The following is a 26,205-nucleotide window of genomic DNA, read 5'->3' as shown; positions in this document are numbered from 1 at the left end:
GTCACTCTCCTTGACTGAGGTTGTTGGATGACCAGAGTTCTCGGCCGTTCCAAACGATGCTTTGCAGGGAAATACCCTGGCTGAGCCAATGCCGAACGAGCTCAACGGACAAGTACCGGGCTTCGTCTTCTGAAAGCGTGTAATCGCGCAACCACGCCACGTGCTTCCCGCCCGCCCTTTGGAACAGGCGAACAGAGCGCTCCTGCCAGCGGGTTTCGGTCCATGCTGCTGCGCCCATCATGGCTTGCATGGCCATCGCGTCATCGTCTGGCGTGCCAAGCAATGACTCCACGGGTGATTCGAGGCCGACAAAAAGGCCGCGCTCATCGACATCGGATACCGATGCAAGCGGGCGTCCCGCCATTTCCTCGGGGTCGTTTATTGCAATTTCGGCCTGGCTCGTCGCCGCGTCATTGACGACCGTTTCGCGCTCATCCGATGGCGTGGTTTGCGATGTCGACAAGGCGTACTCAGACAGATAACCCGATGCCGTCAAGTGCAACCCAAACACCCGCATTGACAACACCTGCTCCACCGTCGCGATATCCGATGCCGACAACACACTGGATGAAACAGCGAGCGCCGCGCGTACCTCGCTCGATTCGTCTGGCGATGCCAGACCTTGCCGCGAAGCCTCGCCCTCTGCCTCTTCACGCCGCGCGATGGCCACCGCCGACTCATCCTGTGTTCTGGATGACGGCTTTTGTTCAGGCTCTTTCTTCAACACATCGGCGAAATCCGCAGACGATCCCTGCGCGCTATTGAAGTTCGAACTACCCGCGGCACCGAGCACCGGCAGAAGATCCATCAGTCGCCCTCCCTGGCGTTGACCCAAAGGTCGAGCGAATCCGCGAGCGACCGCCCCTCACGCACCGACGCGAAGGCCTGCCGGCTTACGGTCAACTCATCCTCAACGCGATCGACGAACCGACCCGCCATCGCAGCGTGCTCGGCTTTCGCCAGACGGCGCTCCGCCGCCTCCTGCAACGCGCCATTGGCTGCAGCTTCGCGCTCATGCAGCGAATCACACAGGGTCGTCAGCAAAGCGTATTCGCCCATAGGCATGCCACCGGGCACATGAAGGCAGCGATAGCGCGCATCCGCTGCGGCAACACGAAGCGCCTCGGCTTCGGCTGCATCCTTTGCCGCCGCATCCTCGACGCGTATAGCCGCCGCCAGTTCAAGCGAGGCCTGTGACTCGCGCACGTGAGCCAGGCGACGCATGACCTCGTAGGAACGAACCTTACGTGCGTTCATTCCGCGCCCTTTGTCATCAGCTCGCGAAGCATATGCATGCTGCGCTCCTTCGTGGTCCGTTCACCGGGCATCTGGCGAATGAACTCGACCATATCCGGATGGCGTCGCAGGGCCTCGTCCAGCGACGGGTTCGCGCCCGCTTGATATGCCCCCATGTCCACCAGGTCACGCGAGGCTTCATGAACTGCGATCATGGAACGAACGCGTTGCATCAACTCAAGCTCATCGGCCTGACATACCTTGGACTGCAGGCGACTGATGCTGGAGAGAAGATCGATCGCTGGAAGCTGCCCACGCGATGCCAGATCACGCGAGAGCGCGATATGGCCATCGAGAATCGCGCGCATGTGATCAGCGACGGGCTCGTTCATGTCGTCGCCTTCCACCAGCACGCTGTAGATGGCGGTGATCGTCCCGGAGCCCTTCAGGCTTCCTCCACGCTCCAGGATCTGTGGCAACAGATTGAACACCGACGGCGGGTAGCCGCGAGATGTCGGCGGCTCCCCCGTGGCCAGCCCCACTTCGCGCTGAGCCATAGCGAATCGCGTGATGGAATCGATCACCAGCAGGACGTCCTTGCCGAGATCCCGGAAATACTCGGCCACGGCATGGGCAGCATGGACGGCATGAGTACGCTGCAGCGCCGGCTGGTCAGCGGTCGCCACGATCAATACGGAGCGTGCCCGCCCCTCCTTGCTCAGCGCATCGTGGAGAAAGTCCGCGACTTCGCGACCACGCTCCCCGATCAACCCAACCACGATGACGTCTGCACGGACATGACCGGCGAGCATGCCAAGCAAGGTGCTCTTTCCCACGCCACTGCCCGCGAAGATGCCAACGCGCTGCCCCTTGGCCAAGGGCACCAAGGTGTCGATGGCACGAACGCCAGTTTCGAGGCCCTCGCTCAGTGGTGCACGCGCCAAGGGATTGATGGCACTTCCATACAGGTCCCGGTCCGTCTCGGCGCGGAACGGCGGCTTATCATCGAGCGGATTGCCGAAGGCGTCCGACACTCTGCCGATCATGTCGCGCCCTACAGGGACACGCAGTCGACGACCGAGCGCCTCCACGACGGCTCCCACCGGCTTGCCACGAAGGTGACCGAACGGCATTAACAGTACGCGGCCTTCGCGAAAGCCCACCACTTCGGCAAGCACCGGCGCTTCATTGGCATCGCCGAAGACATGGCACAACTCGCCGATCACCGCATCCGGACCCTCGGCTTCGATCACCAGGCCATTGAACGCCACCAAGCGTCCAACGCGACGCACCCAGGTAGCACTGGCAAGGATACGTTCGAGCTTCGCCACCGCGGCACCCATCAGGGTCCTGCCCCTTGGAGCGAATCGACCATGGCCTGATGGATGGTCGTCAGGCGCTCGGCGATGGACGTCTCAATGCGCCCGCGCTGAGTGACCAGCGCACAGGAGCCTGGCGACATTGCGGGATCTGACTCGATAGCCATGCCGTCGATTTGCTCGGGCAACAGCTGTCTGTCGCTATCCGCCACCTGCAGACGCACAGCGTCCGAACGAAATTCCTGCACCATGCCGGAGACCAGGCGGCCGATAAGCGCCTGATCGCCATCACGCTCGCCAAACGCTTTTGAAATGCAAAGCAAGGCGATCTCGAAGGCTGCGGCCTCCATCGCCATCACACGCTGGGCTTCGGACTCTGCCAGCCGCTCCAGAAGGACGGACAGGCGCTCGCGCTCGGCATGTAGCAATGACTCAGCCGTTTCGAATCGACCGCGCAGCTCATTCTCGATCGCAGCCAATCTTGCTTCGGCTTCGCGCCGACTATCTTCATCGCCCGCCTCGAATCCCTCGCGGTAGCCGTCGCTATAAGCCTTGGTGTCTGCGGGCGCCACTTCCGGCATTGCGGAAGACGCAACCTGCGTGGGCAGATAGGGCATGGCGCTATCTGCACCCATGGCATCGGACAAACGGCGGATCATGCGGATGCCGCCTCAGCCTGATTGGCCATCAAGGACAGCTCCTCAGCAAGACACTGCGCCAGTGCCGCGGGAAACTTCTGCGGCAACGTCATCAGTTCGCTGCGTATGCCGATGGCGCGCTGCCGGAAACAGGCGGCGAGATAGATTTCCGCGTGATCCCGCGCAGCACCGGCGATCATCCGCGCCGCCCATGGTTCATCGAGCGTATTGATTGCTCCGATCAAAAGGTCTGGCGTGGGCACTTCAATAGCATCGTGCTGATCCTGCTCCGCCAACAGCGCGTGCAGCGATTCAGGCATCGCGCGAACCAGAGGCTCTGCTTCTTCGGCAAGCGCCCACAACTGTTGCGCCGACGCCACGGGCAACTGCGCCAACAACCAGCGTCGATCCGTTGGATGCAGCGACGCCAGATAAACCGCCGCCTTGCGCATGCCCGCTGCATTCACGACTTCACCTCAGCCGTGGAAATCCACTGACGGAGTCGCTGGAGCGCCTCTTCGCGTTCCGGCGCGGTAAGCCGGCGGGGGCGGGGGCGCGTGCTAAAGGCCATCCACAGCGCGACCAGCAGGAACGCTCCCGCGCCAAGGGCGAGATAGGCCCAGGTAGGCATGCGACTCACACGCATGGCGTCACCCCGGGCTTGCTGCGCACCATCGGTATCGTCCACCGACGAGGTCTCGGCCGAGGATCCGTTCGTGCTCGCCACATGAGGCTTGTCGTTCGCCAGGGTCACCGGCGGCGCGATGGATGCGATATCCACCTTGTCGCCCCGATTCGGATCCAGGCCCAGACCCGCGGAGACCACATCCGATAGTTTGGACAACTCGCCCGAAGGCATGGCGTCTGGCACCACGATGCCCACGGAAATTCGCTCAATACGCCCAGGCGCCTGCACGATCTCTTCTTGCTCGCGTCCGTGCGCATACTCCACTTCGCGGTCAGTGCTCGACGAGCCGGGCTTCAGGCGATCGGGATCGGAGTCGTCGGCGGACTTACCGCTGGATCCGGTTTTTTCCCTGACCAACAGCCCGTTACCGTCCTTACCCTGTGCAATAAGGCGCTCGCGCACTTGCTTCACGTGGTCGTAGTTGAGGCGAACATCCACCGACACGGTGAAATCGTCGTTGGCGAGTGCGCGGTGCAGCAATGTCGACACCTTCTGGCGCAACTGCAACTCGAGATGCGACTGCTCGTCCATGCGGTCGTCTGCGGCAAAGCCAGAGCCATCCACAGCGTGCGCGGACAGCACCGTGCCGTTGCCGTCGAGCACCACCACGGCGTCCGACGTCAATCCTTCGACCGCGGATGCGACAAGGCGCTGCACACCCACCACCTGGCGGGCATCCACGTGCTTGCCCGGCTTGATGGCAATGCTCACGGAGGCTTTGGAGGCATCACCGTCGTGCGCGAACAGATCGTCCCGCCGAATGGTCAGGTGCACGCGCGACGACGACACCTCGTCCATCGCATCAATAGTGCGTTCCAGCTCGCCCTGCAACGCGCGCTGGAAATTCACGCGCTGGGCGAATTCCGTCACGCCATAGTCCGAATCCTTGAACAACTCGAACCCGACGCTCCCACCCTTGGGAACGCCTTGAGATACGAGCTTCATGCGCGTGTCGTACACGGCATCGCCGGGCACCAGGATCGAATGCCCGCCATCCGTAATGCGATAAGGAACCTGCATCTGGCCCAGCGCCATGGTGATTTCGGCGGCGTCCGCATCCTTCAGGTCGCGAAATAGCACGCCGTAATCAGGGTGGCCCAGCCACCACGCGGCTCCGCCGGTGATCCCCACAATAGCGAGCGCCCCCAATGCGAAGGCGACGCGAGAACGTCGGGATAGATTAGAGAAAAACTGCTGCATACCTGCTCCGGGCATAGAACTGCCGTCCACGACGTACGATTACAACTGCATGTTGGTCAGGTTCTGGTACGCATCCACCACTCGGTTGCGCACCTCCACTGCCATCTGCAACTTCAGGTGCGCCTGCTCAAAGGCGATCATCACGTCGTGCACGGGCACCTTATCGCCCGCAGCCATCTGCCGTGCCAGCGAGTCGGCCTGCGAAAGATCCGCGTTGATGCTGTTGAGTCCATCACCCAGGGCATCGATGAACTTTTCTCCCTGGGTAAGGTTAAGTGGCGTAGCCTCGTGCGCCGCGTCGATCTTTCCGATCGCAATGGGGTCAATGGCCGCGATGCTCATGCGCCACCGCCCAGATCCAGCGCATGCAGCGCCATGCCACGCAGCGTATTGAACGCCCTGACGTTTGCCTCATAGGCTCGGCTGGCGTCCATCAGTTCGCTCATTTCCTGGACCATATCCACTTTCGGGTAGCTCACCATGCCGTCCTTGTCCGCGGCCGGATCCGACGGATCGTGCACCTTGCGCTCGGCAGCTTGCGTGCCAACCAGCATGGCGCGCGGCCAATGCCCGGCATCCGCGCCCTGCACGCCCACATGCGGAAGAAACGTGGTGGATACGCGCATCAACTGCGAAGACCGCGAACTGTCGCTGGGCGTATTGGCGACAGCAATGTTGTGGCTCGCCGCCTCCAGCCTCAGACGCTCGTACTCAAGGCCGTAGCGTGTCGCCGCAAAAATCTGATCCACCATGATTAGTTCCTGCCTGCCAGCGCAAGCTGCATGAGTGAGAAACGACGGGAAAGCACAGCCGTCATCGACTGATAGTCCGTGCTGGCGGCCTCGAGATCGGCCACCTCGCCATCAAGCTGCACGCCCGCATCGTCTGCGTCCGATCTCGTGACTTTCGAAGCAATGTCCCGCTCCCCTTCCACACGTAGCGTCTCGCCACTCATCTCGGCATGGGAGGCGGCCTGCTGCAGAAGTCCCACGGCCTGCCCGAAATCCGCGCGCTGCGCGCGGTACCCCGGGGTGTCGACATTGGCGATATTGGCGCTCGCCACTTCCGCGCGTGTTCGCGCCAGCCCCATGCTCAGGCGCAAAGCCTCAGTAGTCAGATCCATGGCATGCCTCACTGAATAACCAGGTCGCCGTGCAACGCGCCGGCGGCCTTGATGGATTGAAGAATGGTGATCACGTCCCGCGTCGACAGATGGATGGCACGCAGTGCCCCGACCAGATCGGCCACGGTGGCGCCGTTGGGCATGTTGACCATGCGGGCCTCCGGGTCCTGCACGCGGATGGTCGACTGCGGCACGACCGCCGTGCCGATATTGCGAGAGGGGTTGATAAGCCCCTCGGGCTGCGACACGAGGTAGTCGGTCTGCACCGAGACGCGCAGATCGCCTTGCGAGATGGTCACGCTGCCAAGTCGCACGTCACCGCCCGACACCACGGTTCCGGTGCGCTCGTTGACCACCACGCGAGCAATGGCATCGGGCACCACCGGCACGTTCTCGATCATTGAAATGGCCCGCACCATGTCAGTCTGCGGCGAGGGAAACACCACCTTTACCTTGCCGGCGTGTTCCGCCACGGCGTTGACGCCTGCGTTGCGACGCAAGGATTCAGCCACTCGCTCGGCCGTGGTGAAATCCGGCTGGTAAAGCACGACGTCCAGCGTGCGGCTGTCCGTATTGAGCCCCAGTGGCGCCTCCCTTTCGACCGATGCACCATCTGGCACGCGGCCCACCGTGGGGTGATTTTTCTGCTCCACGCTGCCGAACGAGCGCACGTCGTAACCGCCGACGGAAAGCGCACCCTGCGCGAGGGCATAAAGCTTTCCATCCGGGCCGTTGAGTGGCGTCAGCAGCAATACGCCGCCCGACAGGCTGCGCGCATCACCCAGCGAGGACACCGACACATCCAGCTTCTGCCCTGATTCGGCAAACGCCGGCAATGTCGACGTCACGAGCACAGCCGCCACGTTGCGACTATTGAGATCATCGGGGCTGATGTTCACGCCAAAGTGGCTCAGCGTACTGGCCACCGACTGCACCGTGAGGTGGTTCTTGCTCGTATCGCCCGTACCGGCCAAGCCGATCACTAGGCCGTATCCTGTCAACGGGTTATCGCGCACGCCCTCGATGCGGGCGATTTCCTTCAGGCGGACGCTGACAGCATCCGCGTGCACGGGAAATGCGGTTATGCCCAGCAACGCAATGACAAAGCCAAGATATTTCATATGAGGTGCAACCAGCGCGTAATGCGATAAAGGATGCTGCGGCGCTGGGCTTCGGATACGTCGCCCTGGCCGGTGAACTCGATGTTCGCTTCGCTGATCCGATTGGAAAGGATCACGTTTGTGGACGAGATGTCCTCCGGCCGCACAAGTCCCGTCAGCGCGAAGTGTTGTTTCTCGCCGTTTACAACCACGGTCTGCTCACCGCGAATGCGTAGCATCTCGTCGCCTTCCACGGCCATGACGCGCACCGTCAGCTGCGCCTGTAGCATGCCGGCGCGGGTCGTCTTGCCTTCACCCGCATCCGAACCTGACAAACCGACGCCGTAGTTATGTTGCGAACGCTTGCTCTGCACGTTGGCAGCAAGCTGTACGCCGCTATCCGCATCGGTATTGGCGCTGGCGGATGCCTGCGCCGTCTCGGTGACCACCACGGTGAGGGTGTCCCCCACCTGATGGGCACGCCGGTCGGCAGCCAGGCCCCGATAGGTATCCGGCTCGATCATCGAGCCGTCGGCATGCTGAGCATGCAAGCGCGGCGCCATCAGCACGCAGGCCAGAATGAGCGCAATGACGTGTTTACTGGACAACTTCGACCACTCCCTTATCGGTAACCCGAGCACGCACCGGCACATCGGCACCATCAACCAGCACGGGAACCACGTCCCCCGCATTCCCCGTGCTGTTGGCGACGCCGTGCGTCGTCAGATGAATGGCGCCGTAGCTCGCGAGCACACGCACCTTCTCCCGTCGATCGACGTCTGGAATCTTTTCAAAATCACTCGACAGAACGGGCGCGCCCGCCTGCACCGGCCTGCGCAGGCGCAGGCCATCTAGTGCTTCGGGGCTTTCGACTGGCGTTTCCTGGAGCGCCGCCATGTCAATGTCGGCGGCCTGCGTACGCAGGGACTGCGCCGGCACACCCATGGCAGCGTCCTCGCTGTAAGTGAGCGCTTTGCCGCGAACGCTCACGGCAAACCACACTGTGGCAGACCGAACAACCCTGCCATCGACCAACACATCCACCGGCACGCCAACGCGCGAACGCGGCCAGCGCCCGCTGACGTCGCGGGCTTTGATGCTCACCGCACCGGTGGGTACGCGAACGTCCTCCGGCGCCCCCATGGTGGACAGCGTCGCATCGCCGTTGCCCGGCAGGCGCTCGCGCAGCACGATCTGGGCCGCATCGACCAGTCGGGATGCGACCACTGTCTGCTGCGCATCCCCGGCCATAAGGCGCAGGGGCAACAACAAGATGGCGAGAGCGAAAAGAAGCAGGCGCATGCTTACTGCCGGAGATTATTGATGGTGTCGAGAATCTGGTCAGATGCCTGCAGCACGCGTGCATTGAGCTGATAGGCCCGTTGCGCGATCACCAGCGAAGACATCTCCGACACCATGTCCACATTCGAGCTCTCCAGTGAGCCCTGCAGAATGCTGCCAGTGCCGTTCTCGTTCGCCTTCTCCACGCTGGGGTCACCCGAGGCCTGCGTGGCTGAAAAATTGTTGCCACCCACCGATTGCAGCCCGTCCGCAGAAGGGAACACGCTCAGCTCGATCGTGCCCAACAATGTTTGCGTGGCACTGCCGCCGACGTTCGCGTAGATCTGCCCACTCTGGTTGATCTGAATTTGCGCGGCGTCCGGCGGAATCTGGATTTCCTGCGCCAATCGATTGCCATCGACCGTAGAGAGGTAGCCCTCGCTATCCACGTGAAGTTGGCCGGCGCGGGTGTACAGATGGTTGCCGTTACCGTCCACCACCTCGAAGAAGCCGCTGCCCTGAATGGCGAGATCCCAGGTGTTGTTGGTCTGCATCACCTGACCCTGCGAGAACAGCGCTGTCGTGGCAATAATTTCCGAACCGGCGCCTTCGCTCTCCGGCGAAAGCCCTGCGGCCACCTGGGCAGGCGACATGGTCGCGATGTCGCCGAACGCAACGCGCTTGGCCTTGAAGCCCGGCGTCTGCATGTTGGAAATATTGTTGGAGAGCGTATCGATCTGGCTCTGCTGGCTTTTCAGGCCGGAGGTAGCGATATAAAGCGCGTCGATCATCTCGTGCTCCTCAGGCGTTGTCGCCAAGGTGGGAAATACCGCCCTGCATGGCGGCGTCATAGGCCTGAATGGCGCGTTGCACGGATTGCGCGTGCCGAGTCACTTCCATCAGGCGCACCATTTCGGTGCCGGGGTCGACGTTGGAGCGCTCCAGTGCACCCTGGTGCAAGGTGCCGTTCCAGTCGCCGGTCGCACCGTCGTACGCATAGAGGCCATCGCCGATCTCGCGCAAGCCATCGGCGTTGGCGATGCCGACGATCCTCAGCGTGTCGATCTCTTTGTCGCCATCCTTGATGGCGCCATCGACACCAATGTGTACGGAGGCACTGTCGAGCGTGATCGGCCCAGCTTCGCCCAACACGGGGCGGCCCATGGCATCCACCAGCTGGTGATCGGCGTCGATATGAAACTGCCCATTGCGCGTCAGGCGCTCCTGGCCGTTCTGGTCCACCACGAAGAAGCCCGCACCCTGAATGGCGAGATCCAGCGGCGCGCCGGTCTTGTCGAGGTTGCCATCCAGCATGCTGAGGGCGCGGTCATCGGCGCCGGTCGCAGTACGGAAGTCACCCTTGAGACGCTCGGTGCGATAGCCGGCCGTCCGCATGTTCGCGACGTTCTGGCCGATGACATCGAGCGACTCGACGTCCCGGCTGAGGTAACTGGCAATACTGGAAATGACGTTACTCATGGACTCCTCACTGCGTCGCCGTGACGACGCCAAATGACTTCACTGCCAGGGAGGCCGGCACCTCGTTGATGCCGAGCACGGTGATATGGGGAAGGCTGCGCTGGACGAGCGCGCGAAGATGCCGGCGCAGCGCACTGGGGCAAAGCAGCACAGGCAGATGGCTACGAACCATCATCGCCTCGGATTGTTTGGCCAAGCCGCCAAGCAGCGCCTCCAACTGCCCAGGATCGCTGAGCAACAGGCCAGCGCCCTCGCGTTGGCGCAGCGCCGTAACGATATTGCGCTCCAGCTCTGTCGCCAGCGTCAGTACGTGCAATTCGCCCTGCGCATTGCTTACGCGCTGGCAGATCACCGGCCCAAGCCGCTCGCGCACGCGCTCCACCAACTCGTCGGTCTGCTTGAGCGTCTTGCCCGCGTCGACCAGCACTTCGAGGATGGCCTCGATATTGCGGATGCTGACCTGCTCTCGCAGCAACTGTTGGAGCACCTTTTGGACGTCTGTGTAAGACATGACACCAGGAATCAGTTCATCCACCAGCGATGCCTGCTGTTCACGCACGCGCGTGACCAGCCGTTCGGTTTCCGCGCGGGTCAGCAGCTCGGGCGCATACCGCTTCACTACTTCGCCCAGATGGGTGATCAACACCGTTTCCGGATCGACCAAGGTGTAACCCGCCCCGCGAGCGAACTGCCGCTGGTCCGGGGATATCCATAGCGCAGGCAGGCCATAGGCAGGGTCTTTGGTTTCCTTGCCTTCCAGGCGCGGACGCTTGCCACCCGGATCAATGGCTAGCAACGCATCGAAATGCAACTCGCCCTTTCCCGCCCGTGAACCTTGCACGTGCAGCTCGTAGCCCCGTTCGGGCAGCGGCGCCTCCTGGATCAACTTCACCTTCGGCAGGATGAAACCTGCCTCCAGCGCGTACTGCTTGCGATACGTGGCGATACGTTCGCCCAGATCCAGATTCTTGGCTTTGTACGTGGCCACGATCGCCGTACCGAGATGGATCTCGATCGGCTCGACCGCCATCAACTTGTAAATGTCTTCCTCGGAGCGAGCAGCCGGTGTTTCGGGCATCGCCTGCTCTTGCTCATCTTGTCCCTTCGACTGCTTGCTGCGCACGGAGAAGAAAATCAACGCGCAAACGCCTGCCAACACCACCAACACCGGCCATGCCGGCAGACCGGGCAGCATCAGCACGCCCAGCAACGCCAACGCCACGATCAGCAGCGTGCGCGAGTTGGACAGCACCTGCCGCGTCACCTCGGTACCCAGCTGCGCATCGGAGGCCGCGCGCGTGATGATGATGCCCGTCGCTACCGCAATCACCAGCGAGGGAATCTGCGTCACGATGCCGTCGCCAACCGTGAGCAAGGTGTATTGGTGGGCTGCATCCGACCAAGGCAAGCCGCGCTGGGCCATACCCACGGCAAGCCCACCGATGATGTCGATCAGGATGATCATGATGCCGGCGATGGCATCGCCCTTCACAAACTTGGTCGCGCCGTCCATTGCGCCGTAAAAGCTAGCCTCGCGCTCAACCAGGGCACGGCGACGCTTGGCCTCATGTTGATCGATCAGCCCCATGTTCATGTCGGCGTCGATGCTCATCTGCTTGCCGGGCATGCTGTCCAGGGTGAAGCGCGCCGCCACTTCCGCTACGCGCTGCGCGCCACTGGTGACCACCACGTACTGCACTACCACCAGAATCAGGAACACCACCAGGCCGATCACGTAGTTGCCGCCCACCACGTACGAGCCAATCGCGTTGATCACCCGCCCCGCATTGCCCTTGTCCAGAATCAGGCGCGTCGCCGAAATGTTCAGCGCAAGGCGGAACAGCGTGGTGATCAGCAGCAGTGACGGAAACGTGGAGAAGCTCAGCGGCGTCTCGGTGAAGAACGTAATGAGCAGCACCAACAGTGCCGTCGTAAAGTTGAGCACCAGCAGAAAGTCGAGCAACCCCGGCGGAATGGGCGTGAACAGGATGATCAGGATGCCGACCATGCCCAACACCAGCGCCATGTCGCGCTTGCCGCTCCATATCTGACCGAAGAGCGTGTTCACGAGAAAATCCTGTTGCCGGGCCGACGCATGAGCCAGCGATACACCGGGGCCAGCTGGCTATAGAGATGATCGGGAACCGTCCGATCCACGCCACATTCGCGGAACAGCGCACGGGCCAGTGCCGGCGAGCGCAGGCAAGGCACGCCCGACACGGCGGCCTTGCTGCGCATGGCAGCAGCCACGGCATCAGTGCCTTTGGCGAGTACCACCGGCGAACGCATGGTGCGCGGCCGATAACGCAACGCCACCGCAAGATGCGTGGGGTTGGTAAGCACCACGTCCGCCTCCGGCACACGGCGGATGGATCGCGACTGCTTGAGCAGCTCCACCATCAAGCGCTTGCGCTTCTGGCGGATGTCCGGGTCGCCTTCGCGCCGTTTTACTTCGTCTTTGATGTCGTTGTGGCTCATGCGCAACTTGCGCAGGTACTCGCGGCGCGAGAACAACAGATCCAACAGCGCCACAAACGCCAGCGCGGCCAACGTCCAGACCGTGACCCGCACATACACCGATTGCAGCAGCACGCCCGCCGCCCTGGGTGCCGCATTGGCGGTCGCCAGCACCTGGTGCTGCAGCTTGCCGGCCAACAGCCAGGCCAGGCCGCCGAGCAAGGAAACCTTGAAGGTCAGCTTGAAAAGATCCCACAGCAGGCGCATCGAGAAGATCCGCTTGAAGCCCTGCGCCGGATTCAGGCGGGAGAAGTCAGGCTTGAGCGGCTCGGTGCTGAACACCGGCCCGGTCTGCACGAGGTTGGCCACCACGGCCGCGATCACCAATGCGATCACCAGCGGCACCATCGCCTGCCATACCGGGTGAAAAGTGGCGCCAATCCAGCGCATAAGGCCGACTGAAGGCGCCGGTGCATTGCCCGCCATCAACATCATGCGCTCGAACGAGCGGCCCCAGGCATGCGCCAAGGTGTAGGCGGTGATGCACAGCGTTACGCTGAACACCAAGGTCACCACCAGGCCAGTCATCTCCGGGCTACGTGGTACCTGCCCCTTCTTCCGCGCCTCCTCAAGACGGAACGGCGTCGGTTGCTCGGTCTTGTTCTGATCGTTCTCGGCCACCTCAGTGGCCTCCCATCATCGGCAACGCAGCAAAGGCGTTGCGGAACAACCGTTCGATCAGCGGCGGCGCAAAACTCAACGTTGCCGCCAGCAGCGTAAAGCCGGCCAGCAGCTTCAACGGAAGCGCCACGAAATAGATGTTGGCCTGCGGCATGGAGCGACTTGCGTACGCCGTACCCAGATCGATGGCAAACAGACCCAGGATCACCGGCAGCACCACCATCAAGCCAAGCAGGAACTGCGTCGACAGCAGGCCGAGGAACGTTCCCGGAGAAACCACCACGCTGCCGCTGCCGATGGGCACCAGCTGCATCGACGACACCAGCCCGCGCAACAGCACCACGTGCAGGCCGAGCGCAAAAAACACCACCATGCCGCTCCACTGAATCACCGTGCCAAACAGTGATTCCGTTGTGCGGGTGGAGGGGTTGAGCACGCTGGCCGCCGCCACGCCCGACTGCATGTCCACCATGCGGGCTGCAAAGCCCAAGGCAGCCATAGGCAGCACCGTCGCCAGCGCAAAGGTAAGCCCGACCAGGCTTTCGCCCGCCATGGCGAGCCCGAACAGCCAGGGCGACTCCGTGACATGCGCCTGGATGGCGTGCATGTCCGCCGAACCGAGCGCAATCACGCTCAACGCCGTCAGCATGATCACGCGCACATACCCCGGCACCCACGCCAGCGGGCCCAGCGCGGGCACCATCAGCAAGGGCGAAAAGCGCGCCATAGCCAGCAGAAAAACAACAAGATCCGTATCCATCTTCACTGCGCTTACATTCCCGCGACCAGGCCAAACAAATGCCGCGTGAACTCCACCACCACCGCCATCATCCAGGCGCCCGTGATCACGAACATCACCACCACCACCACGAGCTTCGGGATGAAGGTCAGCGTCATTTCCTGAATCTGCGTCACCACCTGCACGATGGAGATGACGACGCCCACCAGCAACGTGGCGACAAGAATGGGCGCACTCACCTTCGCCGCCGTCAGCAGTGTTTGTGCGAGCAAATGCATGGCGACATCAGTGTCCACGGCTGCCGCCCTGCTTCGGACGCAGCAGGTCGCGCAGCGTATTGACGAAATCCGGCGAAACCAGCGGACGCCCCGCCTGGGGCGATGCCACCAGATCCTGGATGATCGACTGCGCCTCCGCCTCCCGGCCCTCATCCAGCAGAAGCACGCTCTGCGCGTAGCGCGCATTGCGCCCATGGGGATCGAGCCGTAGCGCACGCTTGATCGATTCGCTGGCCGCTTCGCGCTCGCCGCGAAGCGCGTGGATCAGGGCTCGACCACCGTGTGTTTCGCCAAACGTACGATCCAGCGCAAACGCCTGATCAAAGCTCCGCTGCGCATCGTCCAGCTTGCCCTGCAGCAATTGGCACCACGCCAGCGCATGCCACGTACCGATGTGATCGGGCATGTACGTCACAGCGCGATCGAGCACGGCCGTGGCCGCCACGATATCGCCGGACATCATCAGCCCTTCGCCCAGGCCAAGATAAGCCCGTCCGACATTCGGCCGCATGGCGACCAGTCGCTGAAAGATCGAAACCGCATCCTCGTGCCGCGCCGACAATGCCAACGAACCGCTCACCAGCCCGGCTTCGAACTGCGCTGGATCCAGCGACAACGCGCGGGATGCCTCACGCGCTGCATCGGATACCTGGCCATGGTCCAGCAGCAACAGTGCACGCAAACCGTCGATCTCGGCCTGTCGCGACGGGTCATGCAAACCATCCAACAAGGCAAGCGCCTCGCGAATGCGTTGCTGGCGATGCCAGATGCGCGCGGTCAACAGTGCAATGGAAATGACGTCATCACCTTCGACGGCCGACGCCCTGCTCAACGTGCGCAACGCCTCATCGGGCTCACCCAGCGTGAACTGCGCATAGGCCAAGTCATGGCACAACCCGGCCGGTGCCGGCTGCAGCGCTGAAACCAGCGGGTTCAGCAGCGCAATGACTTTGGGCAGATCACCCTCGACCAGCGCCAACCGTGCATCGCGAAACACCACGCCCGGCATGGCACGCAGCGCCTGCGGAGCCCGCTCCAGCCGCTCGCGAGCGCGCTGAACCTGCCCCTCCAGCACCAGGCTGTCGAGCAGATCGCAAAGAAGATCGGGATTGGTTGGGTCGCGGTCCGCAAAAGCTTCCAGGGATGCGACGCGACTCATGCGACGACCCTAAACTTTCGATGCTGCCCGCGGATAGATACGAAGAACTGGGCGAAATGCCGCCCGGCGTCCGGAATGATTTCGTACACGTAAATCCATTTACGCACGGCGAAAAACCGTACGCCCCCTAGCATTCCAGCCCCTCAAAACAGCGCCCCCGCGCTGTCCAGCAGATCCGTGATGTTGATCTGGGCTGCGACGCGGCGAGACTAGGTGCGCTGTCAAGAAGCTGTCAATAAGCCAAATGGATCGCAATATATTGCGCTATTAAACTCCGTAAAATCACTTGCATGAATTTGACGTTCGCAAGTTCTGGCGGCGGCCGAGGCAGCCAGATGCCTGTTGCTTCGCCGCTAAGACCCCGAACAAGTCCGGCAAACACCCCTTGCAGTGCACCGGCGACCCACTCGTCCGCACCTTCACCGTTAAACTCACTGCGTTGATCGCACCAAGGAACCACAGCATGCCGACCGACCGCATCACCCCAGGCTCTTCGTTACTGGAAACGATGCGTGCCCTGGCTCAGGGCAAGGCCAAGTCGACGGGCTCCTCCGCCACGGCATCGCCAACGTTGCTCACCGGCAAAAACCAGGCTGCAATAACGCAAACACACTCCATCGAACAGCTGCGTCAGCGCCTGCGAACACTGCTGGCCAACGTAGATCCGGATGACAGCGATTCCACCAGCCGCGTGCGGGAGCCGACGCTACGGGAAATCATTCTGTGGGAGTTCGGTGGCGAGTTCAGGCAGAACACGCAGTTTCAGCCGATGATCGAGCGGATCAATCAGGCGATGGATATCGATGAGCGATTCCATGCGCAGTTTGTCGAGATGATTCGCAGCTTGAAGAAGTGATGGGCTTGGGTGGTAACACCGGCGCCTGCGCGCGCTTGGTGGCGCATCCTGCGAGCTAGTCCTGGTCAAGCTACGCCACCCACACCGCAAGACAACAAGCTCATCTACTCGCATGCCAGCTACCTCTCACTCGGCAACACGCAGGCCGAACGCTGCGAGGCTTACCGCGCCCTGGTAGACGAAGTGCTATCTCCCGATGACCTCGGCAGCATTCGGCTCCATCTTCAACGTCAGCATGCCTTGGGTTCCGAGCGGTTTCGCGCAGCGATCGAGGCCCAACTCAATCGGCGTGCAGGACCGGCCAAAATTGGCCGACCCCGCAAAGGGGCTCATGCATCAAAAAGTGCACTCTGACCCCTGTTTTCCAGCAGGTCATCGGTACGGCCCTCGGCGACCAGCTCTAGGGCAGTTTTGCCTCCGAACGTTGCAATCGGTTCCTGCAGCCAGGCCACCGCTTTGTCGTGATCGCCCGATATCGCTTCGACTGACGATATGACTCTGGCTACAGAGGGGCTAACGTCAGGAAACACCTTTCATCACCCTTGCACGATGTGTTGGACGCAGACCATCAAAACATGTGTCACATCAAGCCTCGGCCTCGTGAGCAATAATTGTGAAATTCATCTGCAAGTTGAACTTACCTGGCACATCCATGTTTGTTGCTTGATAGCCGTGCCTAACTTGCAATTTCCAGCGCCGTCCATCCCCTCCCACAACACGAACCGTAATCGGGAAAACCACGCCAAACTGAGTAACGATAGCTTTGTCACCCGACCTATCTGGCTGCAGCTTGGTTTCGTACTCCGGTATCCCGCAATCAACGGAGAGCAGCTGAGCACCTTGGTCCTGGGCATAGAGTTCCGCCTCGACGTCATTCACAACGAAGCTGCGGAAATCCTTTCCGCGCCGGAGCCACTCGATCATGTGAAGGCTTTCATCCACCACATCAAACCCCGAAATATTCACCTGCATAGGCACATGCAATGAGGGGACCTGGCCACGACTCTGCTCCATTTCGCTCACTTCCTCAGGCTATTTTCTAAAATCAAACGATTCGAGCGACGCCAGAGACTCGATCCTCCGGTGACTCTCCCAGAAGAATCAAGTCAAATACAAATTCCAACCTGCCTGCCATTTTAAGCATTGCTTCCGTCTCTGGCTTGATATGAGCGGCCTCTGCGCGAAGCACCTTCGAAGTCATATGCAGATCGTTTAGCAGTGCCTTGGAAACTAGCTCATGCGACTTCAACAGTCGTGCCGCGTCGTTTGCTCGCGCAATCACCTCTTCAAAAGCGCGGTGATCCACATAGCGCTCCGTCTGGATCGGAAGAAGAAACCTGAATAGTCTCTCCTTCAGATCCTCCTGCATTTCCCGCATCTCGGTCATGGTGTCTTCACCCATCCGATAATTGCATTCCTGGGAATGGCCTGATTCACCGTTACTTCCTGCGCGTACAGAGAACGCCAATAGGGAATGGACTGTGGACCACCCACCAATGTCGGAGGAGCTTGCTTCCACAGCTCAACGTAAGGTGCATCCACCTTGCTCAGATCAATCGCCACAATTCCATTCCCTCCCTCGTAACCCTGCGCAACCTCAAGGGATCGAGTGGTCGATATCCAGGGGCTATTTGCAGCAGCTCCACCAGTACCTGGTCCTGCATTGGCAATGTGCTCAGCAGCCGTCCAGGTTCCGTCTGGCGCCTTCGCTGACAATCCACCGCCTGCATCAAGAGCCGCCGCATCATCGGCATTCAGTGCGCGATAGACAATGTTTGGGCTTCCCGTGTTTGGAACTGAGCCCGCCCGAATTCCTTCGATAGCTCCCGGCACCACCCACATCGCCGCGTCCACCGTCGACGAACCCAGCCGCTCCATGCCGCCCATCGTATCCTTTTCGTTGAGCGCTTTGATGAAACCCACGGGCGTGGACATCACAAGTCCGTGAACCGCACCGCCCGCATCCTGTAGCACGGCGTCACCCAGTTGGCCCTGGCTATAGGCTTGGGTGTAGCGATCACTCAGCTGGTTCACCATCTGAGGCAACACGACCGGCATCGTCAGCGGATTGACCATCATCGAGCTAGTCGCCATTCCCTTGAGTTGGTGCCCCACACCACTCAGGAACTGACCTGCCCGATTGAAGGTAAAGAATGCCTCCGTGTCGGAGATGCCATGCGTACCGCCAAACTCGTAACCACCACCGGCATTTCCAAGGCCGGCAGCTGCCATGTCCTCCGCCGTCGGTGTCACATTGACCGTTGCTAGGGTCTGCGCATCAGGCTGATAAATCCCTAGCTGGCTGTAATCGTGCACATACGACTCGACCTGATCGGTCGACATTGTGCTGAAGCTCACCTGGGGAGCGCCGGTGGCTTTAAGCTCCTGGGCAGCGCTATACAAGTCGTCGATCGACGAGGCCTTCAGGCTCAGGTAGTCCCCGCCTGTATCGCCACCACCGTTGACCGCTGCCACGGAAGAGCTGCTATTCAGTGCATAGCTCATCGCGGCATTTTGCTCCCGCCAACCTGACGCACCCTCTGCATTGTACGTGGATAGCGCGTTATTCCAGTCCGGACTTGAGCCCTGCCGGATAGATGTCTGTGCTGCGCCTGGGCTACTCATCCCCGCGATGGCGGCATTCCCCAACGCATTCCCAAACGGAATCGACTGACGTGTGTTCGCTCAATGCGGCGCGATTTTTCGTCGTGGCAGCAAGACGTTAGGCAAGGCGGAACGCGCAAAAAAGGGGTGGCGAAAACTCGCCACCCCCGACGTGCGTTTTTTGCCCCCCAGCGATCGCCAAGAATGTGCACCGATGGATCAGTCGATCGTCGGCACCTTCGCCAGGTTCAGCATCACCGTCAGCGGTTCGATCGGTGACACGACGAAGCCGTGATGCAGGTAAAACCGCTTGGCGTCTTCGTTGATGGCATGGCACAGCAGCGCGCGGATGCCCATCTCCTGCGACAGCCTCAGGGCGCGCAGCACGGCATCCTTGAGGAGCCCGGCGCCGATGCCCTGGCCCGACCAGTCCGCGTGCACCGCGAGCCGCCCCAGCACGATCACCGGGATCGGATCGGGCATGTTGCGGCGGACGTTGCCCGGGGCCTGTTCATGCGAGACGGCGCCGGCAGCCAAGGCGTAGTAACCCACCACGTCCTCGCCGGCACACACTACGTAGCAGCGCGAAGCACCGTCCAGTTGGTTACGTCGGGCCCGCTGTTTCAGCCAAGTTTCCAGCGCCGGCTCGGTGCACCGGAAGTCGTCCAACCGATGGGCATCGGCCAGTGGCGCCGGCGCCCGGAGCGGCGGTCGCTTCACGCCTCCCACGGCGCCTGCCGGCGCAGCAGCTTGCGCAGAGCCGCACCGTGCGCCACGGGCGCATCGAGCAGCGCCTGGAAGCGCTTGAAGCGTGTCGCATCCAGGGCAAACACGGTCTGGTCCAGCAACACCTGCTGGGCCTTCTCGCAAGCTGCTTCCAGCATGAAGTCCGTGCGGCTCTTGCCGGCAACACGGGCCGCCTGGTCGATCAGGCTGCGCTGCGGCGCCTGGGCGCGCAGGTTGATGGTGGTTTGGCGAGCAACGGTGGTCATGGCGGCATACCTCTGTGTATACACATTGTACACACACGGTCAACCGGACGCCACCCCGCCCTCAGCCTTCTTCGTCCGCCTCAAGCCTTCTTCGTCCGCCTCGGCCTCAAGCGCGGCGAACAGCTCATTGGCGGTGGCCGGCTCGCCGGTGCCCTTCGCCGCCGCGCGGCGCGACTTGGCCGGGTGCGTGGCCTCGTGGATGGCCTTCAGTTGCGTGACCGCGACGTGGGTGTAGATCTGTGTCGATTTGAGGTCGGCGTGGCCGAGCATGGCCTGGATAAAACGGATATCGGCGCCGTTCTCCAACATCAGCGTGGCCATGGTGTGCCGGAACAAATGGCAACCGCCCTGCTTGCCCAGGTTGGCCTTCTGCACGTACGCCGAAACCGTGGTGGAGAGCCACGCTTCGTTGAACGGCACACCGGCACGCGTCAGGAACAACGTGCCGTCGTCCGGCGGCATCACGATCTGCGGGCGCACCTGGTCGAGATACGTTTGCACCCATGCCATCGCCCGCTCGCCCACCGGCACCCAGCGATCCTTCTGCCATTTGCCTTGGTTGACGAACACCAGGCCGCGTGCCCGATCGATCTCGTACACGCGCAGGTTGGCCAGCTCCATGCGGCGCAAGCCGGTGGAATACAGCACCTCCATCATCGCCCGGTCGCGAATACCGATCGGTGTGCGCACATCGGCCAGTGCTAGCACCCGCTCGGCTTCCGCCTCGGTCAGCACGTGCCGCGGCAACACGCGCTTCAAGCGCGGCAATTCCAGGTCGCTGGCCGGGTTGTAGAGCAGGTAATTTTGCTTGGTCAGCCAGCGAAAAAACCCACGCAGCGGCACCAAGGCGCTGCGCTGACTGAACACGCTGAGCGGCTCGCCGTTGTCCTTGCGGTGATAGAACAAATGCCGCTGGTAGCGCTCGATGATCGGCTTGGTGATTTCGGTGGGCCGTGTCAGCGCACGGGGTTCACACCATCGAATGAATGCGCGTACGTAGCGCTCGGTGTTGTGGATACCGGCTTCGGTGTAGCCCTTGATCCCGAGGTGTTCCAGGTAGCGCTGCAGGTAAGCGAACAAGCCCTCGGGATCGGCGGGGTTGCCGACCGGCGTCAGGAAACGCGAGCGGCGCGCGGTGCGGCGAGCCATCGGATCACGCCGGCACAGCAGCTAAAGAAGAAGCCCCATCACTACGATGCGATGTGCGGCGCGTGCCCGGACGTGCAGTTTCCAGCGATTGCATCGACGGTGTGGCAAAAACGGCGCTGTCATTGACCTGCGCCGTGATGTCAGGTGACCGATCCATGGCCGATGCCGTGCCGACAGCGGGCCGATCCGACCCCGACCATGCATCCGTTGCTCCCGACTTTTCGTCGTCGTAGGCGTACAAGGTGGCTGCATCGATCAGGCCCATCAGGTGCGGCGCATCGCTGGCTACCTCGCCATCAAAACGCAGCTCGTAGGCGATCCCCTTGCCGAAGGGCTGGCGATGCACGGCGAGGTATTCCATGTCTTCCAGGCGGCCCAGATGGACCTTGAGCTGGGTTTGTCCCCAGCCCGTCACATCACGCACCTGTTTGCGCGTGAAACGCAACGCGGACGGCGCGCAGCCCTGCTGCGCTGCTTCGCTGCGCACCCATGCGGTGAGCAAGCCCAGCAGGCGCCGCGTTTGCGGCGGCAGCTCGTCCAGCGTGCTGCCCAGCACCGCGTGGGCAAGTCGGTTGGCCAGGGCGATGTCGGCCACGCTCACCTCGACGTACTCGATGACGGCGCCGTGATAACTCTCGCGCTTCACCTCGCGCTGGCACTGGTGCAGCAAGGCGATGGCGTCGATCAGGGCCAGGTATTTCTCGTGGTCGCGGCGCATGCGGGTCTTGTCGCTGAGAAAGGTCAGCCGTTCGGCGTACGGATTGACCACTTTCAGCGGGCGCAGCAAGCGCTGCGCGTTCTGGTGCAGCGCGGTGAGTCGGGCCTTGTCTTCGCTGGCCCTCAGGCCATCGAGCGTGCGGCGCAGGCGCTGTTGCGCATGGATGGCCTGGGTCTGCTCGCGCGATTCGTCCACGCTGAGCACGAGGCAGCGGTTCAACAGCTCTTCGTCCAGGTCGATCGCGGTGGTGGTGCTGAACAGCATCACCGGGCCTTCGACACGGTATTCCTGGGTTTCCAGCTGGCCTGTCTGGGCGTTCTTGCCGGTGCTGGCTATCGATACTTCGCCTTCGGACTGCAGCAGTTTCAGCGCATAGCTGGCCTGACTGGCGCCCTCCTCCTCGCTGATCGCCAGGATCTTATGGCGCAGATCCTTGTCGCCCAGATAGAACAGGCTTTGCCCGGTCATCGCGCTGTACTGCACGCGTTCTTCCGGCGGCACGAAACGCAGCACCGCATCCATCAGCGACGACTTGCCGGCGGCGCTGGAGCTTTGCACCATCACGGCCAACGGACGATCGAGCTTGCGCGAAACAGCGGCTAAATAGACGACCTGCTTGTTCACCGCTTCACCCACCACGCCGCAGCGGGAAAAATCGGTCAGCACGCGATCCATCAGGTCCGGCGTTTGCAGCAGCTCCAGCGCGGCGGCGCGATCGGTGTCGCTCAGCGTGGCCTGCGCTTGGGCTTGGCGGGCCTGCACGAGTTGCTGCTCTTGCCAGCCTTCCAGCGCGAGAATCAGCTGACCCAGATCCTTCTTGATCGCCTCCTCGCTCGCGCCCACTTCCAGGCTGGCTTGCTTGCCGAACACCTGGCGTTGCCGCGCGCTGTAGAGGTCCACCGTATCGACGTAATAGCCCTCGCTGGCCGGGTCTTTGACCAGCAGATTCACCTTCAGCTGCTCGGGCAGCGGTTTCGTGGGCAGGCCACGCACGCGGTAAAAACGGTCGCCCAGCAACAGGCGCATTTCCTCACCGACGACCTGATAGGCCGGCGTCGCGGACGTCGGCGCGTCGGGCAGTGGTGAGGCCGGTAACACGGCCTCGGTTGCCGGCTCGGCCTCGACGGTCGGTGCCGCCGCGTCATGGCCTTCCTCGATCACAGCGGACGGCAGATCAATGGCGGCATTGAGCACGCGCGGCCGCGTCGGCGCACGCCCCTTGCCCATCCATTCGGCCTGGCGCAACGCCAAGCCCAGACTGCGACCGGCCGGCTGCACGCGCAACGCGTACGCGTTTGCATCCATGCCCTTCGGAAACAGCACCCGATAGCAGTCGATGCCGACAGCCATGAGCTTTTCCGCGAGGGCCTCGGCGGACTGGTTGCCGGCGTCGTCGCGGTCGTAGGCGATCATCACCCGCTCGACCCGGTGTTGCTGAAACGCGGCCAGCATCTCGTCGGTGAAGCCGTGCACGCCGTAGGCGGCGGTGACGTGACGATAACCGGCACACCAGAACGTCATCGCGTCGATCAGTGCCTCGCATAGGATGATCTCGCGCGAGGACGTCAGTGCGGCGGCGTTCCACACACCGGCATGTGGGCCGGGCAAATACAGGTGCTTGGGCGTGCCCGCACGCAGGTTGTCCAGCAGCTTGCGACCGTACAGCTCCACCACGCGCCCCGTCGCGTCGAACACCGGCACGACCAGCGAGCCGTTGAAGTGCTCGTGCCCGCTCTCGCGAAGGATGCCCAGCCGTTGCAGCTGCGTACGCATCGCCGCGCCGGCGCTGCGGTTCTTTTCCGGCAAGCGATAGGCCAGGGTGCGGTTGGCGTAGCCGAGCTGAAAATGATCGATCAATTCCGGGTGATTGAGGCCGCGCGCCGTCAGGTACGCCAGGGCGTCCTCGCTGCCCTTCAAGGTCTGGTGATAAAAACCGACCACACGCTGCAGGGCTTCGGCATCCTCGGTGTCCGTGGCCAGCGGCGCGGTCAGCGTGCGCACGGTCGAACGTGACACGGGTGCCGCCTCCACCCCGGCGGCTAAAGGAAGACCCTCGCGCAACAGCTCGACGGCGTGCCGGAAGCTCACGCCACGGCGCTGCATCACCCAGTCGATCGGGCCGCCGGCCGCATTGCAGCCAAAGCAGTGATACAGGTTCTTGGTTGGCGTCACGATCAGCGAGGGCGTCGCCTCCTCGTGGAACGGGCACAGACCCGCATAGTCCTTGCCCTGCTTGGCTAGGGCGATCCCATCGGCCTCGATCAACCGAACCAGTGACACCTCGCGTTTGAGCTGCTCGATCTCGTGTTCGGGAATACGGGCCATCAAAAACGGCCTCCGGCCGAAAAACCTGTCAAGGGGGTTGGGAGAAAAATAACTCGCTGGCAGAGTACCCGTAATACGAGTATTGTCAACTCGTCACCCGAGGATCACCGCCTATGCTCGCCAGCACGTCCTTTCTGCCAGATACCCTCATGGCCGCCGCTGACCGCGCCTTTTACGAACAACTAGGCCAACGCATCGCCGAGCACCGCAAAGCGCGCGGCATCACGCAGGTCGAGTTGGCCAAGGCCTTGGGCATTGCTCAGCAGACCCTGGCCCACTACGAGGGCGGCACCGTGCGCATCGGCGTGGAGACGCTGACGATGGTGGCGAAGGCGTTGGATGTCGCCATGGAAGACTTGCTCGGTAGCGCCTCGGCAAAGACAACGGGCAAGCGTGGCCCTGCTCCCAAACTACAACGGCAGTTGGAGCTGGTCAGTCAGTTACCTAAAGCCAAGCAGCGCCTCATCACGGAAGTGCTCGATTCCATGCTGGCTCAGGCGGGCCGCTAAGCGGCAAAGGCGCCGAGTTATATACCTTTACCGGTGTTTGCCTATCCTGCACTAGCTCCATCCCACTCGCGGCCTTTCAGTACACTGAAAACGTCCGTGTCGGGTCGATGAGCGGCTAGACGATAACGATCCGCCCACGGGCAGGCATCGCATAGAGCCCACCGCACGGGCCGCGACAGCGGCCTGAGCGGTGGGTTTTCTTTTAAGATAAAGACCATCTCACCGGCACGTCATCCGGGAGGAACCACCACCATGTCGAGTGATGACCTGGACCGCCGGCTTGGCGAGCGCAACCTCGCTTACCTGCACAAGACACGCTGGGCGATGCGAGCTGGTGAACTTCGCTTGCTCGTCCAGGCCGAGAAGGCCAAGCCGTACCCTGATGCCGAGCGCCTGGCCGCCCTGATTGCCGAGCAACGCGCTTGGCAGCGGCAACGCCACAACGTGGACGTGACCCGCCGCGCCCTACTCGATACGCGCGACTGACCTTCCCTCTCAGCCTTCGCGTGGCCACGGCTGCGCCGTGCGCCTTGCCGTGCGTGCTTTCCGTCGAGTGCGCAGCGCGAGTAAGGCCCGGTCATGTGGGGCCACTTTGTGGGCCCACATGACACATCTTGCCGTCTGTTCCTTTGCGCTCATCCGCGACAACGTGCGCCGATGCGCGATCCGGCGACCGATCGCACGTCGTCGCATACAGTCGCAGATGTTCGCGCATAGTCGCGCATGTTCGCGGACGGGCTGTATAACGCATGTTTACACCGAAATGGCGTCAGATAAGGCTTTGCGGGGTGTCGTGTATAAGCCGTGTAAACATCGCGTCGTGCATCATTTCTGCATATATGCCGCGCGATCAGGCACTTGGCGCACCCGCAGAGGTGCGTATGGTGTATGGCGGATCGGCTTAAGAGTTAAGGGCAAAAATCGGCCCAAAACACCCAAAAAAAGCCGCCACGCACACGCCAAGAAGGTCAGACACGATCACGTGGCCCAGCGGGCCACGGCGTGATGCACGGATGATGCGATATTGCTGCAACGATGATGCGAGAATGACGCATCGTGATGCAGATATGCGGCAAAAATGATGCAGCGATGATGCAACTAGTCAGTGCGCTGCCGGTGCGCACCATGCGCGCACAAGCCGACCGTAGAGCACGCGGGCACGCGTGATCACCGCACGGTCACCTGCCTGGACGGCGCGGATGTCGTCACGCAGCTGGTCCAGCATGCCTTCCAGGTCAGCCACGCGCCGCGCATCGGGCTGGCTGCTCGATGCCTCCTGACGGATCTCGCCTAGCAGCTTGCCTCGGCATAGGTAGAGGATCTCGCGGGCGCTCGACATCTCGGCATCGTCGGTGGCGTAGCTCATCCATCTTTCTCCCGTGCGTGACATCGGTAGCGGATCATCGCGCTACCGATGTCACGTGATCGTTGTGGGCCATCCGCTCAACCGACGTAGCCGGATTCGAACGAGGCTAGGTAACCCAGCAGATCGTCGGTGCGGCCTTCGGCGACAAGCTCCAGAGCGGTCTTGCCGCCGAACGTGACGAGCGGTTCCTGTAGCCACGCAACCGCTTTGTCGCGATCACCCGATATCGCCTCGACGGCCTGCAGGACGCGCCTCACACGTAGATCATCAACGATCGCCACGCAGCACTCCGTCGAAAGACCGAAGGC

At 62.2% G+C, this 26,205-nt stretch carries 32 protein-coding genes; 3 read left to right on the top strand and 29 right to left on the bottom strand.

Annotated features, from left to right (window positions below):
* Nucleotide 1 precedes the first annotated feature (1 nt).
* Genes DYST_RS02985 through DYST_RS02895 form a run of 19 tightly spaced genes read right to left on the bottom strand, consistent with a single transcriptional unit; the run spans nucleotide 2 to nucleotide 15,378 of the window.
* On the bottom strand, nucleotides 2-808 hold the full coding sequence (locus tag DYST_RS02985; RefSeq protein ID WP_239949930.1) for a hypothetical protein: 807 nt from the start codon (nucleotides 806-808) through the stop codon (nucleotides 2-4).
* Nucleotides 808-1,257 (bottom strand): hypothetical protein, encoded by a 450-nt coding sequence (locus DYST_RS02980; RefSeq protein ID WP_102303268.1) that lies wholly within the window; start codon nucleotides 1,255-1,257, stop codon nucleotides 808-810. Before DYST_RS02980 ends, DYST_RS02985 begins: the two co-directional genes overlap by 1 nt.
* The gene (locus DYST_RS02975) at nucleotides 1,254-2,579 is read right to left on the bottom strand and encodes a FliI/YscN family ATPase (protein WP_239949928.1); all 1,326 of its coding nucleotides are present in this window, start codon (nucleotides 2,577-2,579) and stop codon (nucleotides 1,254-1,256) included. The genes DYST_RS02980 and DYST_RS02975 overlap by 4 nt, the downstream gene beginning before the upstream one ends.
* Entirely contained in the window at nucleotides 2,579-3,214 is a 636-nt protein-coding gene (locus DYST_RS02970) for a FliH/SctL family protein (RefSeq protein WP_239949926.1), read from the bottom strand. The genes DYST_RS02975 and DYST_RS02970 overlap by 1 nt, the downstream gene beginning before the upstream one ends.
* A complete protein-coding gene (locus DYST_RS02965) occupies nucleotides 3,211-3,660 on the bottom strand; it encodes a hypothetical protein (protein WP_239949925.1) in 450 nt (149 codons plus the stop codon). Before DYST_RS02965 ends, DYST_RS02970 begins: the two co-directional genes overlap by 4 nt.
* Nucleotides 3,657-5,081, bottom strand: a complete 1,425-nt coding sequence (gene fliF, locus DYST_RS02960) for a flagellar basal-body MS-ring/collar protein FliF (RefSeq protein WP_239949923.1) — start codon at nucleotides 5,079-5,081, stop codon at nucleotides 3,657-3,659. The genes DYST_RS02965 and fliF overlap by 4 nt, the downstream gene beginning before the upstream one ends.
* 39 nt (nucleotides 5,082-5,120) lie before the next feature.
* Nucleotides 5,121-5,423, bottom strand: a complete 303-nt coding sequence (gene fliE / locus DYST_RS02955) for a flagellar hook-basal body complex protein FliE (protein WP_239949921.1) — start codon at nucleotides 5,421-5,423, stop codon at nucleotides 5,121-5,123.
* Nucleotides 5,420-5,833: a flagellar basal body rod protein FlgC gene (locus DYST_RS02950; RefSeq protein WP_233202414.1), complete on the bottom strand. Its 414-nt coding sequence runs from the start codon at nucleotides 5,831-5,833 to the stop codon at nucleotides 5,420-5,422. Before DYST_RS02950 ends, fliE begins: the two co-directional genes overlap by 4 nt.
* A 2-nt stretch (nucleotides 5,834-5,835) precedes the next feature.
* Complete coding sequence (locus DYST_RS02945) at nucleotides 5,836-6,204, bottom strand: flagellar basal body rod protein FlgB (protein WP_102303261.1); 369 nt, start codon at nucleotides 6,202-6,204, stop codon at nucleotides 5,836-5,838.
* 8 nt (nucleotides 6,205-6,212) lie between these two features.
* On the bottom strand, nucleotides 6,213-7,325 hold the full coding sequence (locus DYST_RS02940) for a flagellar basal body P-ring protein FlgI (RefSeq protein ID WP_239949920.1): 1,113 nt from the start codon (nucleotides 7,323-7,325) through the stop codon (nucleotides 6,213-6,215).
* Entirely contained in the window at nucleotides 7,322-7,912 is a 591-nt protein-coding gene (locus DYST_RS02935; RefSeq protein ID WP_158241337.1) for a flagellar basal body L-ring protein FlgH, read from the bottom strand. The genes DYST_RS02940 and DYST_RS02935 overlap by 4 nt, the downstream gene beginning before the upstream one ends.
* Nucleotides 7,902-8,606: a flagellar basal body P-ring formation chaperone FlgA gene (gene flgA, locus DYST_RS02930; RefSeq protein WP_239949918.1), complete on the bottom strand. Its 705-nt coding sequence runs from the start codon at nucleotides 8,604-8,606 to the stop codon at nucleotides 7,902-7,904. The genes DYST_RS02935 and flgA overlap by 11 nt, the downstream gene beginning before the upstream one ends.
* Nucleotides 8,607-8,608: 2 nt before the next feature.
* Entirely contained in the window at nucleotides 8,609-9,376 is a 768-nt protein-coding gene (locus DYST_RS02925; RefSeq protein ID WP_102303257.1) for a flagellar hook-basal body protein, read from the bottom strand.
* A 10-nt stretch (nucleotides 9,377-9,386) separates the two neighbouring features.
* Nucleotides 9,387-10,064: a flagellar hook-basal body protein gene (locus DYST_RS02920; RefSeq protein ID WP_239949917.1), complete on the bottom strand. Its 678-nt coding sequence runs from the start codon at nucleotides 10,062-10,064 to the stop codon at nucleotides 9,387-9,389.
* A gap of 7 nt (nucleotides 10,065-10,071) precedes the next feature.
* On the bottom strand, nucleotides 10,072-12,132 hold the full coding sequence (locus DYST_RS02915) for a flagellar biosynthesis protein FlhA (RefSeq protein ID WP_239949915.1): 2,061 nt from the start codon (nucleotides 12,130-12,132) through the stop codon (nucleotides 10,072-10,074).
* Nucleotides 12,129-13,202 (bottom strand): EscU/YscU/HrcU family type III secretion system export apparatus switch protein, encoded by a 1,074-nt coding sequence (locus DYST_RS02910; RefSeq protein WP_239949913.1) that lies wholly within the window; start codon nucleotides 13,200-13,202, stop codon nucleotides 12,129-12,131. Before DYST_RS02910 ends, DYST_RS02915 begins: the two co-directional genes overlap by 4 nt.
* Before the next feature lies 1 nt (nucleotide 13,203).
* Complete coding sequence (locus tag DYST_RS02905) at nucleotides 13,204-13,962, bottom strand: flagellar biosynthetic protein FliR (protein WP_146010506.1); 759 nt, start codon at nucleotides 13,960-13,962, stop codon at nucleotides 13,204-13,206.
* 11 nt (nucleotides 13,963-13,973) lie between these two features.
* Nucleotides 13,974-14,237, bottom strand: a complete 264-nt coding sequence (locus tag DYST_RS02900; protein ID WP_102303253.1) for a flagellar biosynthetic protein FliQ — start codon at nucleotides 14,235-14,237, stop codon at nucleotides 13,974-13,976.
* The gene (locus DYST_RS02895; protein WP_239949912.1) at nucleotides 14,227-15,378 is read right to left on the bottom strand and encodes a tetratricopeptide repeat protein; all 1,152 of its coding nucleotides are present in this window, start codon (nucleotides 15,376-15,378) and stop codon (nucleotides 14,227-14,229) included. The genes DYST_RS02900 and DYST_RS02895 overlap by 11 nt, the downstream gene beginning before the upstream one ends.
* Nucleotides 15,379-15,841: 463 nt before the next feature.
* On the opposite strand from DYST_RS02895, the gene DYST_RS02890 reads away from it, so the two are divergent.
* Nucleotides 15,842-16,234, top strand: coding sequence for a hypothetical protein (locus DYST_RS02890; protein WP_239949910.1), 393 nt, complete (start codon nucleotides 15,842-15,844; stop codon nucleotides 16,232-16,234).
* 329 nt (nucleotides 16,235-16,563) lie between these two features.
* Here DYST_RS02890 and DYST_RS24250 read toward each other — a convergent pair whose 3' ends face one another.
* From DYST_RS24250 to DYST_RS02855, 8 genes are all read right to left on the bottom strand, one after another.
* A complete protein-coding gene (locus DYST_RS24250) occupies nucleotides 16,564-16,764 on the bottom strand; it encodes an antitoxin Xre/MbcA/ParS toxin-binding domain-containing protein (RefSeq protein WP_428993952.1) in 201 nt (66 codons plus the stop codon).
* 55 nt (nucleotides 16,765-16,819) lie between these two features.
* Complete coding sequence (locus DYST_RS02885; protein WP_239949908.1) at nucleotides 16,820-17,248, bottom strand: hypothetical protein; 429 nt, start codon at nucleotides 17,246-17,248, stop codon at nucleotides 16,820-16,822.
* A 31-nt stretch (nucleotides 17,249-17,279) separates the two neighbouring features.
* Entirely contained in the window at nucleotides 17,280-17,636 is a 357-nt protein-coding gene (locus tag DYST_RS02880) for a hypothetical protein (protein WP_239949907.1), read from the bottom strand.
* The gene (locus tag DYST_RS02875; protein WP_239949905.1) at nucleotides 17,618-18,739 is read right to left on the bottom strand and encodes a hypothetical protein; all 1,122 of its coding nucleotides are present in this window, start codon (nucleotides 18,737-18,739) and stop codon (nucleotides 17,618-17,620) included. Before DYST_RS02875 ends, DYST_RS02880 begins: the two co-directional genes overlap by 19 nt.
* Nucleotides 18,740-19,057: 318 nt before the next feature.
* The gene (locus DYST_RS02870; RefSeq protein WP_239949903.1) at nucleotides 19,058-19,558 is read right to left on the bottom strand and encodes a GNAT family N-acetyltransferase; all 501 of its coding nucleotides are present in this window, start codon (nucleotides 19,556-19,558) and stop codon (nucleotides 19,058-19,060) included.
* On the bottom strand, nucleotides 19,555-19,830 hold the full coding sequence (locus DYST_RS02865) for a DUF1778 domain-containing protein (protein WP_239949901.1): 276 nt from the start codon (nucleotides 19,828-19,830) through the stop codon (nucleotides 19,555-19,557). The genes DYST_RS02870 and DYST_RS02865 overlap by 4 nt, the downstream gene beginning before the upstream one ends.
* A 39-nt stretch (nucleotides 19,831-19,869) precedes the next feature.
* Nucleotides 19,870-20,979 (bottom strand): site-specific tyrosine recombinase XerC, encoded by a 1,110-nt coding sequence (gene xerC, locus DYST_RS02860; protein WP_239949899.1) that lies wholly within the window; start codon nucleotides 20,977-20,979, stop codon nucleotides 19,870-19,872.
* A 4-nt stretch (nucleotides 20,980-20,983) separates the two neighbouring features.
* Nucleotides 20,984-24,022, bottom strand: coding sequence for a CHC2 zinc finger domain-containing protein (locus tag DYST_RS02855; protein ID WP_239949897.1), 3,039 nt, complete (start codon nucleotides 24,020-24,022; stop codon nucleotides 20,984-20,986).
* A 149-nt stretch (nucleotides 24,023-24,171) separates the two neighbouring features.
* Between DYST_RS02855 and DYST_RS02850 the strand changes: the two genes are divergently transcribed.
* The gene (locus tag DYST_RS02850; RefSeq protein ID WP_239949895.1) at nucleotides 24,172-24,531 is read left to right on the top strand and encodes a helix-turn-helix domain-containing protein; all 360 of its coding nucleotides are present in this window, start codon (nucleotides 24,172-24,174) and stop codon (nucleotides 24,529-24,531) included.
* 252 nt (nucleotides 24,532-24,783) lie between these two features.
* Nucleotides 24,784-25,017: a hypothetical protein gene (locus tag DYST_RS02845; protein WP_239949892.1), complete on the top strand. Its 234-nt coding sequence runs from the start codon at nucleotides 24,784-24,786 to the stop codon at nucleotides 25,015-25,017.
* Between the two features lie 616 nt (nucleotides 25,018-25,633).
* Here the strand turns inward: DYST_RS02845 and DYST_RS02840 are convergent.
* Together DYST_RS02840 and DYST_RS02835 are read right to left on the bottom strand one after the other, a co-directional pair.
* Nucleotides 25,634-25,897, bottom strand: coding sequence for a hypothetical protein (locus DYST_RS02840; RefSeq protein ID WP_239949890.1), 264 nt, complete (start codon nucleotides 25,895-25,897; stop codon nucleotides 25,634-25,636).
* A gap of 77 nt (nucleotides 25,898-25,974) precedes the next feature.
* On the bottom strand, nucleotides 25,975-26,178 hold the full coding sequence (locus DYST_RS02835) for an antitoxin Xre/MbcA/ParS toxin-binding domain-containing protein (RefSeq protein WP_239949888.1): 204 nt from the start codon (nucleotides 26,176-26,178) through the stop codon (nucleotides 25,975-25,977).
* Between the last annotated feature and the right edge of the window lie 27 nt (nucleotides 26,179-26,205).

This window comes from Dyella terrae, assembly GCF_022394535.1.
Lineage (GTDB): Bacteria > Pseudomonadota > Gammaproteobacteria > Xanthomonadales > Rhodanobacteraceae > Dyella.
Note: the sequence above shows the minus strand (reverse complement) of the source record. Positions and strands in the feature narration are given on the sequence as shown.

What these genes read in the sequence shown, in the direction of transcription:
- DYST_RS02840 (WP_239949890.1), bottom strand. Translation starts at nt 25,897, where the DNA reads ATGAGCTACGCCACCGACGATGCCGAGATGTCGAGCGCCCGCGAGATC.
- DYST_RS02875 (WP_239949905.1), bottom strand. Translation starts at nt 18,739, where the DNA reads ATGAGCTATGCACTGAATAGCAGCTCTTCCGTGGCAGCGGTCAACGGT.
- DYST_RS02880 (WP_239949907.1), bottom strand. Translation starts at nt 17,636, where the DNA reads ATGGGTGAAGACACCATGACCGAGATGCGGGAAATGCAGGAGGATCTG.
- DYST_RS02940 (WP_239949920.1), bottom strand. Translation starts at nt 7,325, where the DNA reads ATGAAATATCTTGGCTTTGTCATTGCGTTGCTGGGCATAACCGCATTT.
- DYST_RS02925 (WP_102303257.1), bottom strand. Translation starts at nt 9,376, where the DNA reads ATGATCGACGCGCTTTATATCGCTACCTCCGGCCTGAAAAGCCAGCAG.
- DYST_RS02985 (WP_239949930.1), bottom strand. Translation starts at nt 808, where the DNA reads ATGGATCTTCTGCCGGTGCTCGGTGCCGCGGGTAGTTCGAACTTCAAT.
- DYST_RS02895 (WP_239949912.1), bottom strand. Translation starts at nt 15,378, where the DNA reads ATGAGTCGCGTCGCATCCCTGGAAGCTTTTGCGGACCGCGACCCAACC.
- DYST_RS02920 (WP_239949917.1), bottom strand. Translation starts at nt 10,064, where the DNA reads ATGAGTAACGTCATTTCCAGTATTGCCAGTTACCTCAGCCGGGACGTC.
- DYST_RS02885 (WP_239949908.1), bottom strand. Translation starts at nt 17,248, where the DNA reads ATGGAGCAGAGTCGTGGCCAGGTCCCCTCATTGCATGTGCCTATGCAG.
- DYST_RS02980 (WP_102303268.1), bottom strand. Translation starts at nt 1,257, where the DNA reads ATGAACGCACGTAAGGTTCGTTCCTACGAGGTCATGCGTCGCCTGGCT.
- fliE (WP_239949921.1), bottom strand. Translation starts at nt 5,423, where the DNA reads ATGAGCATCGCGGCCATTGACCCCATTGCGATCGGAAAGATCGACGCG.
- fliF (WP_239949923.1), bottom strand. Translation starts at nt 5,081, where the DNA reads ATGCAGCAGTTTTTCTCTAATCTATCCCGACGTTCTCGCGTCGCCTTC.
- xerC (WP_239949899.1), bottom strand. Translation starts at nt 20,979, where the DNA reads ATGGCTCGCCGCACCGCGCGCCGCTCGCGTTTCCTGACGCCGGTCGGC.
- DYST_RS02865 (WP_239949901.1), bottom strand. Translation starts at nt 19,830, where the DNA reads ATGACCACCGTTGCTCGCCAAACCACCATCAACCTGCGCGCCCAGGCG.
- DYST_RS02970 (WP_239949926.1), bottom strand. Translation starts at nt 3,214, where the DNA reads ATGATCCGCCGTTTGTCCGATGCCATGGGTGCAGATAGCGCCATGCCC.
- DYST_RS02855 (WP_239949897.1), bottom strand. Translation starts at nt 24,022, where the DNA reads ATGGCCCGTATTCCCGAACACGAGATCGAGCAGCTCAAACGCGAGGTG.
- DYST_RS02975 (WP_239949928.1), bottom strand. Translation starts at nt 2,579, where the DNA reads ATGGGTGCCGCGGTGGCGAAGCTCGAACGTATCCTTGCCAGTGCTACC.
- DYST_RS02890 (WP_239949910.1), top strand. Translation starts at nt 15,842, where the DNA reads ATGCCGACCGACCGCATCACCCCAGGCTCTTCGTTACTGGAAACGATG.
- DYST_RS02845 (WP_239949892.1), top strand. Translation starts at nt 24,784, where the DNA reads ATGTCGAGTGATGACCTGGACCGCCGGCTTGGCGAGCGCAACCTCGCT.
- DYST_RS02850 (WP_239949895.1), top strand. Translation starts at nt 24,172, where the DNA reads ATGGCCGCCGCTGACCGCGCCTTTTACGAACAACTAGGCCAACGCATC.
- flgA (WP_239949918.1), bottom strand. Translation starts at nt 8,606, where the DNA reads ATGCGCCTGCTTCTTTTCGCTCTCGCCATCTTGTTGTTGCCCCTGCGC.
- DYST_RS02950 (WP_233202414.1), bottom strand. Translation starts at nt 5,833, where the DNA reads ATGGTGGATCAGATTTTTGCGGCGACACGCTACGGCCTTGAGTACGAG.
- DYST_RS02945 (WP_102303261.1), bottom strand. Translation starts at nt 6,204, where the DNA reads ATGGATCTGACTACTGAGGCTTTGCGCCTGAGCATGGGGCTGGCGCGA.
- DYST_RS02905 (WP_146010506.1), bottom strand. Translation starts at nt 13,962, where the DNA reads ATGGATACGGATCTTGTTGTTTTTCTGCTGGCTATGGCGCGCTTTTCG.